Origin of the sequence: Enterococcus sp. 3H8_DIV0648, from assembly GCF_002140655.1 — a bacterium.
GTDB lineage: Bacteria > Bacillota > Bacilli > Lactobacillales > Enterococcaceae > Enterococcus_A > Enterococcus_A hulanensis.
Genome location: NZ_NGLG01000001.1, coordinates 396,089 through 409,612 on the forward strand (window position 1 = coordinate 396,089; position 13,524 = coordinate 409,612).

Below are 13,524 nucleotides of genomic sequence, written 5' to 3' on the forward strand. Positions count from 1 at the left end.
TTCTTCAATATAATCAATCGCAGTACCAGCATATTTTACTTCGTACCGTTTATTATTAATGAGGTATTCATAGACATCCAGATATTCATCATAAGTATCTGTATATCTATCAGATCCTCTGTCATTATCTCTTAAAATATTTTCTGTTTTCGTTTCTTTCCTAATATGCTTGGCGACAACTTTTTTTGCTCGCTTTGCAAATTCTTGGTTTTCTTGTTTATGTTTCGTAGCGAGTTGCTTTTGTCGTTTACTCAACCCCTTCAACAAAGCAACATAGCCAATAACAACTAAAACACAATAAACCAGTTCAGGAAGTAACGCTATTATTTCTACCAACTCTTTCCCCACAAAAAATCCCACCTTTCATATTCATTTTATTTTAGCATAAGCTGAAAACTGAGTCTTCACCTCCTTAAAAATCTGCTAGAAATGAGGGACATGGTGCTCGTATAAAGATGTTCTATTCCTAAACTTTGCTGAAATATGAAGAGGAACAGCGGTCTTAATTAGGGAAGACTTAGTAGAATCAAAATTTTTCATCAAAAAGTATAGTGATTAAAACTTAAATATTTAGGAAATACTTTTTTTATTGAGAAAATGTTGCAGTTTGTCGGATTTATACGTATAGTTATCTTGGTATTCTATAGTAAAGTTGGAATGTAAACTTATGGGAAAAAGACTAAAGCATAGCCGCTATATTACTGGGTTTGACGGGATTCGGACCTTAGCAGTAATCGGCGTAATTTTATATCATTTGATGCCTGGCCAGATGCGAGGCGGATATTTAGGGGTTCCTGTTTTTTTTGTGGTCTCAGGTTATTTGATCACTGATTTATTGATACAGGAATGGAGGCAGACGGGTCGGATCGATATCAAGCAGTTTTATTATCGACGGATGAAACGTTTGTATCCGGCATTGGTCGCGATGCTGGTTGGTGCCTCAGCGTACATAACATTGTTTCAACGAAATCTTTTGAATAATTTGCGCGGCAACGTTATCAGCAGTTTGTTTTACGTGAACAACTGGTGGCAGATTAATCACGGGATGTCGTACTTCGATCGTTTTTCTGGCGAATCGCCGTTTACGCATATTTGGTCACTGGCCGTGGAGACTCAGAATTACATTCTGTGGCCGATCATTTTCGTTCTACTGATGAAGCTGGTGAAAAACAAAGGCAAAGTATTTCTCGGAATTGTTGGCGCGGCGTTCTTCTCCGCTATTTTGATGGCGGTATTATTTGTGCCGGGGCAAGATCCGACGCGAGTTTATTATGGAACGGACACACGCTTATTTTCAATTCTATTAGGGGGCGCTTTGGCCTTTATCTGGCCTAGCACGCGTTTGAAAGCGAAGATTCCGCCGCAGGCCAAGCGAATCTTGAACGGGATTGGATTAGGATCGCTGCTGCTACTTGTTTTAGCGTTCTTATTCTTGCGAGACGATTTGTCATTCGTTTATTACGGCGGGATGTTCTTGGTGAGCCTGTTGAGTGTGATTTTGGTAGCTATCACGGCGCATCCGGGAGCCAGCTGGAACCGTTGGCTGACTAATCCAGTCTTTACGTGGATTGGAAAACGCAGCTATGGGATTTATTTATACCAGTTTCCTGTGATGATTTTTTATGAGGCGAAGGTAAATGTAGCGAATCATACCTTTCTGCATACGATCATGGAAGTGATCTTGATCCTTTTTGTTACAGAATTATCTTATCGTTATATAGAAAATCCGTTGCGCTCGTTCAATTATCGTAAGACCTTTGCGACGCTTAAGCAATCCTTTTCGGCACCAATCAAAAGCCGCAGAAAAATCGGCTTTATCTTTTCCAGCCTGATTACTTTGATTGCGGTTGTTGGTGTGATCATCGCTCCGACAAACAGAGTGGATGCGAACCAACAAGCCTTGCAAAAACAAATCGAGCAAAATAAACAAGCGTCGAAAAAAACAGAGGAACAGCCGCCAGAAAATGATTCCAGCGGCACAGATCAATCGGGAGAAGCTAACAGCAGCTCCGAGGAGCCAGAGAGCCTGGCAGACAAATATGATTTGACCAATCGTGACATTACCAAGGCTAAAAATCTGAAGGTGACGGCGTTTGGCGATTCTGTTTTACTTGCCGGATCAAAAGGGCTGACGGAGATATTCCCTAAGATGGTCGTTGATGGGGAAGTCGGTCGGCAATTGAAGGATGGACCGGCGTTGCTGCAAACGCTGAAAGATAAAGGTGAGCTGCACGATACGATCCTCCTGAGTTTGGGGACCAACGGAGCCTTTAGTAAAGACGACTTTGCTCAAGTCATGAATGTCTTGGGTGATAAGCATCAGGTCTTTATCATCAATACACATGTGCCGACACGTCGTTGGCAAAATGACGTGAATGCCACCTTAGAAGCAGCTTCGAAGGAATACAAGAATGTTCATTTGATCGACTGGTATGGTTTCAGTAATGAACATCCAGATTGGTTCTATGACGATCAAGTCCATCCAAACGATGTCGGCTCGATCCATTACTGCCATCTGATCGCCAAAGAAATCTTAAAAGGTGCATAATAAAAACGTTTTGTGAGGAATCACAAAACGTTTTTTGCTTGATTATCCAGCAGGTATTTTTCCTTTTGACGGCGCGGCAGCTTTTTGAAGGCTGATTCGGCTTTGGTTGCTTCACTGCGAGTGTCAAAGCGTTCGGCGTGGATCATTTGAACGGGACGCCGGCTTTGCGGATGGGTATATTTTGCTCCAGTTCCCGCATTGTGTTCGGTTAAGCGGCGCGCCAAGTCAGTGGTGTAGCCGCCGTAAAAGCTCTGGTCGCTGCAAAGTAGTACATAAAAATATTGATCAGTTGCCATAAAGCATCTCCTGTAAGTCGGCAGAGTAGCTGCCAGATTGATCATACGTATATAATGGAGGCAGGAAGCGCAGACCTTCGCTTTTGCCGTCTTTGATTCCTTCGATCAGCAGTGTATTAGCTTCCTTGCCCGGTTTCGGATAAACGAACTGGATGCGTTTCGGTGCGATGCGATTCGCACGCAAGCAATCCACGATCTCAAGAAACCGATCGGGACGATGGACCATTGCGAAGCGGCCGTTCATTTTTAATAATTTCGCTGAAACGCTGACCACATCCTCTAAGGTTGCATGAATCTCATGGCGGGCGATCGCCAAGTGAGGATTCGGATTTTTTTGGCTGGTAGGCAGCTCTTTAAAATAAGGCGGATTGCAGACAACGAGGTCAGCGGAATCCTTTCGAAAGATATCAAAGGTATTTTTCAGATCCATTTCATGCATTGTCAGCTGTTCTTCTAAGTGATTCAACGCAATACTGCGCTGGCCCATATCAGCTAGGCGGGGCTGCAGCTCGATTTGGTCAATGGCAGCCGGGGTTTTGCGGCTTAAAAAAAGACCGATCGCGCCGTTTCCAGCACAGAGATCAATAATCTGGCCGCGTTTTGGAACACGGGCGAAATTCGCTAACAAAACAGCGTCGATGGAAAAAGAAAAAACTTCTGAGCTTTGGATGATTTGAATATCCTCGGCGTAAAGTTGATCGATTCGTTCACCTTTTTTTAACAATTTCTTTTGCCCCCTTAAAAAAATCATACCGTTGTATTATACTACGTTTAGTTAGGTAACTGAAAGGAAGAAAAAATGTTTTTTAAATTTATTCGCGTCATCGCGCGAGCAATCTTAGCCGTCGTAAACGGCAATGCTCACTACCAAAATCAAGATAAATTGCCAGAAGGAAATTACATTCTGGTTGCTCCGCACCGTACGTGGTGGGACCCTGTGTATATGGCTCTAGGTGCATCGCCAAAACAGTTCAGTTTCTTGGCAAAGGCAGAGCTGTTTAAAAATCCGGTGCTGCGTTTTATCCTTGTCCACCTGAATGCTTTTCCGGTGGATCGTGATAAGCCCGGCCCAAGTGTTGTGAAGCGTCCGGTGAAAATGCTGAAGGATTCTGATAAAAGCTTGATTATGTTTCCAAGCGGAACCCGTCATTCGTCTGAGTTAAAAGGCGGGATGGCCTTGATCTCGCGCTTATCGAAGAAACCGATCGTGCCTTCTGTTTATCAAGGGCCAACAAAGTTTTCACAACTCTTCAAGCGCACACCAGTGACGATCCGTTTTGGTGATCCGATCGATCTTTCTGATATCAAAAAGATGGACAAAGCGGGTTTAGCCGAAGTCGAAAGACGGGTGCAGGGTGCCTTTGATCAGCTGGATCGTGAGATTGATCCCAATTATAAATATGTTGCCAAAGAAAAAAACGCTGACTAATCAGCGTTTCAGCGTACAGATACCGTCCGATTTACGGATGGTATCTTTTTTTTATCCAAATAATGGCATGATCCAAGTTGTCCAGAGCCAGCTGATCGGCATCACCAGAAGCATCGCCGGAATCATATCAGCAGTTGGAAACATTTTGACCTTGATCATCCGAAAACCGGTAGCCAACATCAAAAATCCGCCGCAGGCTTTGAAATCTAAGATCATTGACGGCGTGGTCAAAGGAAAAATAGCCGTCGCTAGTAAAAATAAACTAAAAAAGACAATGAACTGCGGGATTGCGATCACAGAAACGACATAGCCGATATTACAGGCAAAGATCGCCGCCGTAAAGAAATCCAAGATTGATTTTGCGATCAGGATCGTATGATCACCAGTCATGCCTTCCGTTAAGCTGCCGAAAATCCCTGTTCCGCTGGCGCAGAAAAGCACGATGATCGTTACTAGCGTACTAAGATAGTCCTCATCCGAAAGCTTCAGCTCCGGTTGGGGAAATTTCGCGATTGGTTTTTGCATCATGGTCGCTGCGGCATTGATTTTTTGATTGAACTTTAAAAACAAGCCCAATGACGTCCCCAAAATAATTGCTAAGATCACAGCGGGCATATTTGCCATCTGACTGATGCTGGGAATTCCCATCGCCATCGAGCAAACACCGAAAATCAACGTAATCTGAACTTTAAAATCCTCCGAGAGCAGATGACCTAAAAACCCGCCCAAAAGCCCTCCAAAAATAATTGACAATGAATTAATAATAATACCAACTGGCACAAAGCATCCTCCTTTTTTTCGTCACCTGCTTATCGTAGCGCAAAAATCGTTGAAGAGAAAGACTTTTATGGCACGACATCCACTTGCTAAGCAGAAAAATATGACAAATCGTGTTATACTTTTGGGAAGGACTAAAATAGGAAAAGGGTGGATCAATGAAAGTTTTACATACGGCTGACTGGCATATCGGGAAAAAACTGCATGGCTACGATTTGCTGCCAGATCAAGCATATATTCTTGATCAAATCAAAAAAATCGCAAAAGATGAGGCAGTAGATGCCATCGTGATTGCAGGTGATCTGTATGATCGTTCTGTGCCGTCAGAGGATAGCGTGCGGTTATTAAATCAGACGATCGCGGATTGGAATTTGACCGAGCAATTTCCGCTGCTGGCAATTTCCGGCAATCATGACAGCGCTACACGCTTGGCAACGGGGGCGCCTTGGTTCAATCAGGCGAATTTTCATCTGCATACCCGCTTGCAGGAGGCCTTTATACCGATTGAAATGAAGGATACACAATTTTTCCTTTTACCATATTTTGAACCAGTCGATGCGCGAATTTATTTTGAAGACCCTGATCTGCGAACGATTCAAGCGGCGATGCCGAAAGTAATCGCGAAAATCCAAGAAAGCTTTGATCCCAAGAAAAAGCACGTTTTAGTCAGCCACTTTTTTGTAGCCGGCAGCAGCAAAACGGACTCCGAAACGAAGATCGAAGTTGGCGGTTTGGATGGAATCAATGGAACTTTATTGCAGGATTTTGATTATGTAGCGTTAGGCCATCTCCATGGAAAAGACGCGTTGAAGATGGAAAATGCTCGTTATAGCGGCTCGCCTTTGAAATATTCTTTATCAGAAAAGGATCAAACGAAAGGTGTCTGGATCGTGGAGACTGAAACCGGCGAATTTTCTTTCCGAGAATTATCACCGCTCCATGAGATTCAAGAGCTGCAAACAAGTTTTGAAAAATTACTGACGCCAGCTTTCTATTCGACCATCAACCGTGAGGACTATCTCTCGATTCTTTTAGAAGATCGGGCAGTGATCCCCAATCTGATGAACCAGTTGCGGCAGGTCTATCCGCGGATCATCCAAGTTGAACGGGCCAATGGCTTTGAGACAGCAGTCGAAACCCGTTTGAAGACAGAGAACATTAAAGAGAAATCACCGATTTCTTTGACGGAGGATTTCTTTACTGAGGTTTCGCAAAACGAATTAACCCCGCAGCAAAAAAACTGGATCGAAGAGGGCTTGCATACGATTCTTAAAAAAGGAGGCGAAAACTAATGCTTCCAAAGAAAATCATTATGGAAAATTTCGGTCCGTTTCTCCATGAAGAAGTGGACTTCGAACAGATGACCGAAGCCCCGCTGTTTTTGATCAGCGGAAAAACCGGTGCCGGCAAAACAACGATCTTTGATGCCATCACCTTTGCATTATATGGTGATGCCTCAGGCGGTGTGCGTTCTTCCAATGAGATCCGCTCCTCCTTTGCTGAACCGACGGAGGAAACCCGTGTCCAATTTATTTTTGAGCACCAAGGACGGCAATATTCCATTGAACGCTGGCCGAAACAAACCTTAGCCAAGAAAAACGGCAAGGGCGAGACGACGAAAAATCAAAAAGTTCAGTTGAGTATTTTTAACGACGCGGGCCAAGAGGCGGAAGCTTATACCAAGGTGGACGCGGTAAATGACGTGATTTATCAGATTCTGCATTTGCAAAAGGATCAGTTCCGTCAAATCGTGATGCTGCCGCAAGGAGAGTTTCGGACGTTCTTAAACGCCAACAGTACAGAAAAAGAGACTGTCTTACGTAGTTTATTTGGAACCAGTTTTTATCGCAATTTCACCGAAAGCTTAAAATTCCAAAAAATCGAATTGGAAAAAGCGGTAAGCGAGCTGACGACTCGAATCGATCAGCTATTCCAACAAGTCATCAGTGAAAAGGGCGCGACCTATGAAGAGTCGCTGAATCTGGCAAAAGAGTATTTGGTAAACGAAGAGCAGGCGCTGGTAAAAAGCCAAGCTGAATTAACTGAAAAGCAAACGCAGCAGAAAACCCTGCAGACTAAGGTCCAACAGGCACAAGAGCTTGCCGAAAACTTCCGTCAGGCACGGGAAACACAACAGCAGCTTCAACAGCTAGAGCAGCGTTTACCAGAGCAAAGCGAACGAAGACAACAACTTGCTCGTGGACAAAAGATCGAAAAATTACGTCCGACCTATGAACGTACCCGCGAGCTGGAAAAACGCCAAGAGCAGCAAACCCAGCAAGTTCATGAAAATCAACAAAAGTCAGAAAAATTAGAGCAGCAATATACGGAATGCCAGAAGAAGGCAGCCGATTTTGAAAAGGAAAGTGCTGATTGGCAAGCTAAGGAAAAAGAGCTGCAAAGCTTGGAATCCTTCTTACCATTAGTGAAGCAAAAAGAACAGCTGCTGAAGAAAAAAACGGAATTACTCGACCAGCAAACTCAGCAGCAAGCTCAATTAACCCAGATTAATCAGCAAGTAGCAGCCCGCGAGGAACAGAAAAAGGACCTAGAAGCCAAACAACAGGCTGAAAAAGATTGGCAAGATCGCCGTTATGAAGAGCTGCAGTTTCAACAGAAGATCACGCACCTAAAGGAACAGGACAAGCAGATTTTTGATCAGCAGGAAGAGGAAGAAGATCAGCAGGTCAAACTCGCTCAACTAGTAGAGAAGGCTAGCCGCACGAGCAATCAATTAACCAGCGAAACAGCGGACTATAAGAAGCTGAAAAGCCAATGGGCAGCAGCAGAGATCGCCCGATTGAGTATGGACTTACTGCCTGGCGAACCTTGCCCGGTCTGCGGTTCGAAGGAACACCCTGATCCAGCGCAGCACGCAGAATTATCAACAGATAATCTGGGACAATTGCAGGTTGCGCTTGAAACACAAGAAGCCCGAATCAAACAATTAGAACTGATTCGAGAACAAACCGAGGCCCGCTATGATGTAGCGATGAAGGCCTTTGATCAATTACAAGAAGAGCGATTATCGGCACAAGAATCCTTTGAAAAGCAGCTTCAAAGCTGTCAAACGGAATTTTCGGACTATTATCAGTTAAACGTTGAGGCTGAATTAACCGCGCTAAAAGAATTTCTTAACGAGCGTCAAGCTGAAACAACGCAGGCTTTGGCTGAAATAGCGGAAACCAATCAAGCATTGCAGCAGCTATCGACGGAGATGTTGAATGACCAAGCGAAAAAAGACGAGATCGAAGCAAGTCTAAACACAGTCAAAGCTGAACTGCAAACCTTGCAGGGCCGGCTTGCCAGTCTAGAAGAACAAACCGCTGATTGGCAGTTACCGACTTTAGAGGGCCGCATTACGGAGTTAACCGCAAGCTTAGATGCGTACCGAAAACAGCTGCAGGCACACGAAAAGCAGATGAAAGAAATCGAGCAGGAACGAATCCGACTGCAAGAAAATCAAAAGCTGCTGGCTGAACAACAAGCAGAAACCGCCGAAAATCTTGAAAAGTATCAGGGTCAGCTGCAAGAGCAATTGACTGAAGCAGGTTTAACGGTGGAAGAATTGGCAGCATCGCCAATCGATCTATCCGCATTAGAAAAGGCAATCACTTCCTTCGATCAAGAACTGGCAGTTTTAAGAGACCGCCAAAAACGCTTGATTGCAGTAATCAAGGAACAGCAAGAGCCGGAGCTAGAGCCTTTGAAGCAGCAGTTGGCAGATAAAGAAGCAGAAGTGACTCAATTTCAACAGCAGCATTATGCTAAGGAGAATCAATTGCAGCAGCAACGCGAGCTGATTGAAAAAATTGAAGCGCTACAGGAACAAAGCAAAGAACAATTGAATGAATTGAGTCAAATGATTCAGCTTTACCAAACGATGAACGGGGACAACCCGCAAAAGATTAGTTTGGAACGCTATGTTTTACAATGGTATTTAGCCGAAGTCTTGCAAAGCGCTAATCAGCAGCTGAATCAATTAACAAAGGGGCGTTATCATTTTGAATTAAAGCAAGAAACCGGACGCTCCAAAGGAAATACTGGTTTAGAGATCAATGTATACGATGACAATGCCGGAGCAACCCGCAGTTCCCATACCCTGTCAGGCGGCGAGAGCTTCATTGCCGCACTGTCCTTAGCCTTGGGATTAGCCGAAGTGATCCAGAATCAGGCCGGCGGAGTCACTATAGAGGCACTATTTATCGACGAAGGCTTCGGTTCTTTAGACGAAGAAGCGCTGGAAATGGCGATGGAAGCCTTGGAAGGCATCGAAAATGCGGGACGGATGATCGGCATTATCAGTCACGTGAGAGAATTGAAAGAACGTATCCCACAACAAATTATTGTGGAAACTAGCGGAACGGGACGCAGCAGTATTCGTTATCAGCTAGAAGGATGGAGTGAAGCGTAAATGAGATGGAGTATTCCAGAAAAAGTGATCGAACGCGGCAGAACTTACTTGAAAGAAGGAAGGGTCTTGTCTGTTGAGGCAGATCCGGCTCGGCGTGTTTGGCATGGTGAAGTATTAGGCAGCGAACTTTATCTGGTTGATTTAGATGGCAGTGGAAAAGAAAATGATATTTGTGCTTGTCCTTATTGGGAAGAACACGGTTATTGCAAGCACACAGTGGCAGTTGAATTATATTTGCGGGAAAAAGGACTTTCTCGTGTGATCAAGCCTGAAACTGTTTTGCCCAAGAAGATGGAAAGCAGTATTTCTTTTGCGGATCTATTGAACCAAGGCTTTTCGCGTTTAGCAAAAGAAGCAGAACCGTTGCAATCATTATTTGTTGATTTTGTAGTAGAAGCGCTCCCGACCAATCCTTATCATCCCGAGTTGGATGTTTTAGCCGTTTCATTGCGTATCGGCAGCAATCTGACCAAACGCAGTTATATCGTGAAGAATTTGTATGATTTTTTGCATGCTTATCAAACGGATTCTGCGTATACGGTCAACAAGCAGTACAAATTTCAAATCGAGGCTGGAGCCTTTGATCCGAAGTGTCGCGATTTGATCGAGGACCTTGTCGGTGTCAGTGAAACTTACCAATTATTAGGTAAAGCCGGATTGCAGGTCAAGGGCAAGCTGGACAAACGCTATCTTTTATTGCCAGTTCATCGGATACAAGAATTATTGGAAGCGATGGAAAAAACAGGCCACTTGAGTATCAACTTAGGCGAGAAAACCTATTCGGAAGTTCATGAAGGACAAGAACTACCCTTATCCTTCACTTTGGAAAAACGGGGAGAAAATGATTTTGGCCTAACGATTGAAGATGGCTTTACGAATTACTATAGCAACTATTTTTTAGGCTTTGTCGAAAATTCCTACTATTTAATGACACACGAGCAGCAGGACACGTATATCACCTTGAAGCAGTTGATGAAGCGGTTGAAAGAACCAGTGATTGCTTATGAACAGCGTCAGCTTTCACAATTGTTTACCGATGTTTTCCCTTATTTGCGGAAAATCGGACGTGTGATCGTATCGGATGATGTAGCAGAAATCATGAAGGAAGAACCACTGCGGGCGGTAGTGATTTTCCGAAAGATCAAAGGGATGGTCAAGGCCGAGGCAGAGTTTCACTATGGCAATGCCTACTTCTCTACAAATGAGGCTCATCAGCCTAAGCTGCCGAACAATGTCGAAATTTTACGAGATCGTAAAAAAGAAAAACAAATTTTGGATCTCTTTGACACGTACCGCTATCAAAAAATCGATACCGGCTTTGAAAAGAAGCTGCCAGTCAAAGACAATCTTTATTACTTTTTTAAAGTCGAAGTAGAAGAATTCAGACGCTATGCCGAAGTACGGATGGGCAAAAAACTGCGCCAGCTATTTTTAGACGGAGAAGAATTCCAACCAACCCTTGAAGTTAATCAAGAAGGCTCATGGCTGGATATCAAATTTGATGTCACAGGCATCAAGGATAATGAGATCGATCAAGTACTGAACAGCCTGCTGCGAAAAGATCGTTTCTACACCTTAGAAAATGGGGAAGTCCTCTCATTTGATTCAGAAGTCTTTCAGCAAACTAGCGAGATGATCAGCCAGCTGCGGGAAAAAATCAGCGCCAAAGACGGCTTGATTCGTTTGCCGAAAAGCCAAGGAATTATGCTGGAGCAGCGGCTAAAGGACAATCCGCAAGCGCAGTTCAGCGAAAGCTTCACTACGATGGTAGAAGATTTGACCCATCCCGAAGACTATCAGGCGGAGATGCCGGACAATCTTCAAGCCACATTGCGGCCTTATCAGGAGGCCGGCTTCCGCTGGTTGAAAATGTTGAGTGATTATGGCTTCGGCGGAATTTTAGCGGATGAGATGGGGCTTGGGAAAACGATCCAGGTCATCACCTTCTTATTAGCTGAAAAGGTACAACAGCCGATCAAAGCGGTGATCGTCACTCCTGCGAGTCTGGTCTATAACTGGCAGGCTGAGATCAAGAAATTTGCTCCAAGTCTGGAAGCTGTCGTTATTTCTGGAAATCGCAGCGAACGCGAGCAACTTCTTGCAGATGCTGGAGAAATCGTGATTACGTCTTATGCTAGCCTGCGACAAGACATTGATCTGCATGAAGAAATGGGTTATCAATACATGATCCTTGATGAAGCGCAGATGGTGAAAAATGCTTCAACTAAGACATCTAGTGCTCTAAGGAATTTATCGATTCCGCATCGTTTTGCATTAAGCGGTACTCCGATCGAAAATAATTTGGAAGAGCTGTGGTCACTGTTCCAAACAGTAATGCCGGGCTTTTTCCCGCCGATTGGACGTTTCCGTCAAATGGCCGTCTCAGAGATCGCCAAGATGATTCAGCCGTTTGTGTTGCGTCGCGATAAGGATACGGTCTTGCAGGAATTACCGGAACGAATCGAATCTAACGTTTTAAGCAGCTTAACGGAAGAACAAAAAACTGTTTACCTAGCGTATCTTAAACGAATGCGTCAAGAGGTCGATCAAATGGATTCTGCGACATTCCGGAAGCAGCGTGTGAGCATCTTAGCTGGACTGACTCGTTTGCGTCAAATCTGTGATGACCCGCGTCTCTTTATTGATGGCTACGAAGGCGGTTCAGGGAAATTGGAACAAGTAAAGGATTTGATTCATGCAGCGAAGGAAAACGGAAGACGCGTTCTGCTGTTCTCCCAATTCACCAGCATGCTGTCAATCATTGAAGAAGAATTTGCGGAAGAAGGAATTACCAGCTTCTACCTGCGAGGCAGTACGAAAGTCTCAGATCGTCTGAAAATGGTCGATGCCTTCAATGAAGGTGAAAAGGATGTCTTTTTGATTTCGCTGAAAGCCGGCGGAACAGGTCTAAACTTAACCGGAGCAGATACGGTCATTTTGTATGACTTGTGGTGGAATCCGGCAGTGGAGGAACAAGCAGCCGGACGAGCTCATCGAATCGGTCAGAAGAAGGTCGTCGAAGTTTGGCGTATGATTGCTGAAGGAACGATCGAGGAACGAATGAATCAACTACAGCAAGAAAAACGTGAACTGTTCCAAAAGGTTATCCAAGGAAATGAAGAACAAACAAGTAAACTTACGGAAGAAGATATTCGCTTGATCTTGAGTTTAGGCGAATAGAATCTCAAAGCAAAAAAAGTTTGCAGCGCTTAGCGTTGCAAACTTTTTTCGTTAGTCAGAGCAGTATTCAAATCAGTAAAACTAGTAATTTCTTTTTCAAAAAGCGCTGTTTGACCAGTTGGAATTTCTCTGGCCTGATGATTGAACCACCAGACGGTCCAGCCAGCGGCCTTAGCACCAACTACATCATTGTCAAAGCTGTCTCCAATATACAAAAGTGATTCGGCAGATAAATCTAACCGTTCTTCCATTAAATTGAAAATTCGCGGATCAGGTTTTTGAATCTGAACACCATCAGAGATCAAAATCTTTTCTGGTGCAATCCAACGCGTCAATTGCAGTGCCTCAAGCTTATCAGTCTGACGCTCCACGGGTCCATTCGTAATAATGCCCAGCGGAATCTCCTGCTGGACTAATGAGTCTAACGCGGTACTAATTTCGACAGGCAGTGTGATCGTCTGCAATGCTCGGTCATACGCTGTCTGAAACGCATCTAAGTCAGCATCGGCTGGGGCAAAATCAAAGTCTGCCAATGCTAGCCGAATTCGCTCGTAGCGCATTTTCTCCAAAGACCATTCACCAGTGATCGATTTCATGTAGTGGAAATCGCTATAGTAGCGAAAACGAATGAATAATGCGTTCATCTTATCAGCTGGAAAGGTTGGAAAGAGTGTGTTGATTGCGGCTGCAAAGGGGGCTTGCTGTTCATATAGGGTGTCATCTAAATCAAATACAATTCCTTGGATCATCGGCTCACTCCTAAATTATGGATGGATTCATTATACCAAAAAAGATAATTTTTTATCTGCAATGAGCAAAATAATAGCATATTTAGATAATTCTTGTTATGTTATCCTAACGTTGTCTCTTATACACATCT

Annotated in this window: 10 protein-coding genes; 5 read left to right on the top strand and 5 right to left on the bottom strand. The window is 44.1% G+C overall.

Features of this window, described 5'->3' with window-relative positions:
- The coding region (locus tag A5875_RS23515) for a hypothetical protein (RefSeq protein WP_176244597.1) at nucleotides 1-348 on the bottom strand (348 nt) is incomplete at its 3' end.
- Between the two features lie 319 nt (nucleotides 349-667).
- Here A5875_RS23515 and A5875_RS01850 point away from each other — a divergent pair.
- Nucleotides 668-2,548 carry an acyltransferase family protein gene (locus A5875_RS01850; protein WP_088932036.1) on the top strand — a complete coding sequence of 627 codons (1,881 nt, stop codon included), beginning with the start codon at nucleotides 668-670 and terminating at the stop codon, nucleotides 2,546-2,548.
- A gap of 20 nt (nucleotides 2,549-2,568) precedes the next feature.
- On the opposite strand, the gene A5875_RS01855 is transcribed toward A5875_RS01850, so the two are convergent.
- On the bottom strand, nucleotides 2,569-2,844 hold the full coding sequence (locus A5875_RS01855) for a GIY-YIG nuclease family protein (protein WP_088932037.1): 276 nt from the start codon (nucleotides 2,842-2,844) through the stop codon (nucleotides 2,569-2,571).
- The gene (locus tag A5875_RS01860) at nucleotides 2,834-3,568 is read right to left on the bottom strand and encodes a tRNA1(Val) (adenine(37)-N6)-methyltransferase (protein WP_088932038.1); all 735 of its coding nucleotides are present in this window, start codon (nucleotides 3,566-3,568) and stop codon (nucleotides 2,834-2,836) included. Before A5875_RS01860 ends, A5875_RS01855 begins: the two co-directional genes overlap by 11 nt.
- Before the next feature lie 75 nt (nucleotides 3,569-3,643).
- On the opposite strand from A5875_RS01860, the gene A5875_RS01865 reads away from it, so the two are divergent.
- On the top strand, nucleotides 3,644-4,273 hold the full coding sequence (locus A5875_RS01865) for a lysophospholipid acyltransferase family protein (RefSeq protein ID WP_088932039.1): 630 nt from the start codon (nucleotides 3,644-3,646) through the stop codon (nucleotides 4,271-4,273).
- Between the two features lie 51 nt (nucleotides 4,274-4,324).
- On the opposite strand, the gene A5875_RS01870 is transcribed toward A5875_RS01865, so the two are convergent.
- Nucleotides 4,325-5,053, bottom strand: a complete 729-nt coding sequence (locus A5875_RS01870) for a DUF554 domain-containing protein (RefSeq protein WP_088932040.1) — start codon at nucleotides 5,051-5,053, stop codon at nucleotides 4,325-4,327.
- A gap of 155 nt (nucleotides 5,054-5,208) precedes the next feature.
- Here A5875_RS01870 and A5875_RS01875 point away from each other — a divergent pair, with 155 nt between their 5' ends.
- Genes A5875_RS01875 through A5875_RS01885 form a run of 3 tightly spaced genes read left to right on the top strand, consistent with a single transcriptional unit; the run spans nucleotide 5,209 to nucleotide 12,644 of the window.
- Nucleotides 5,209-6,342 (top strand): exonuclease SbcCD subunit D, encoded by a 1,134-nt coding sequence (locus tag A5875_RS01875; RefSeq protein ID WP_088932041.1) that lies wholly within the window; start codon nucleotides 5,209-5,211, stop codon nucleotides 6,340-6,342.
- Nucleotides 6,342-9,464, top strand: coding sequence for an AAA family ATPase (locus A5875_RS01880; protein WP_088932042.1), 3,123 nt, complete (start codon nucleotides 6,342-6,344; stop codon nucleotides 9,462-9,464). The genes A5875_RS01875 and A5875_RS01880 overlap by 1 nt, the downstream gene beginning before the upstream one ends.
- Nucleotides 9,465-12,644: a DEAD/DEAH box helicase gene (locus A5875_RS01885; protein WP_088932043.1), complete on the top strand. Its 3,180-nt coding sequence runs from the start codon at nucleotides 9,465-9,467 to the stop codon at nucleotides 12,642-12,644.
- 29 nt (nucleotides 12,645-12,673) lie between these two features.
- On the opposite strand, the gene A5875_RS01890 is transcribed toward A5875_RS01885, so the two are convergent.
- The gene (locus tag A5875_RS01890; protein ID WP_088932044.1) at nucleotides 12,674-13,393 is read right to left on the bottom strand and encodes an HAD family hydrolase; all 720 of its coding nucleotides are present in this window, start codon (nucleotides 13,391-13,393) and stop codon (nucleotides 12,674-12,676) included.
- Nucleotides 13,394-13,524 lie beyond the last annotated feature (131 nt).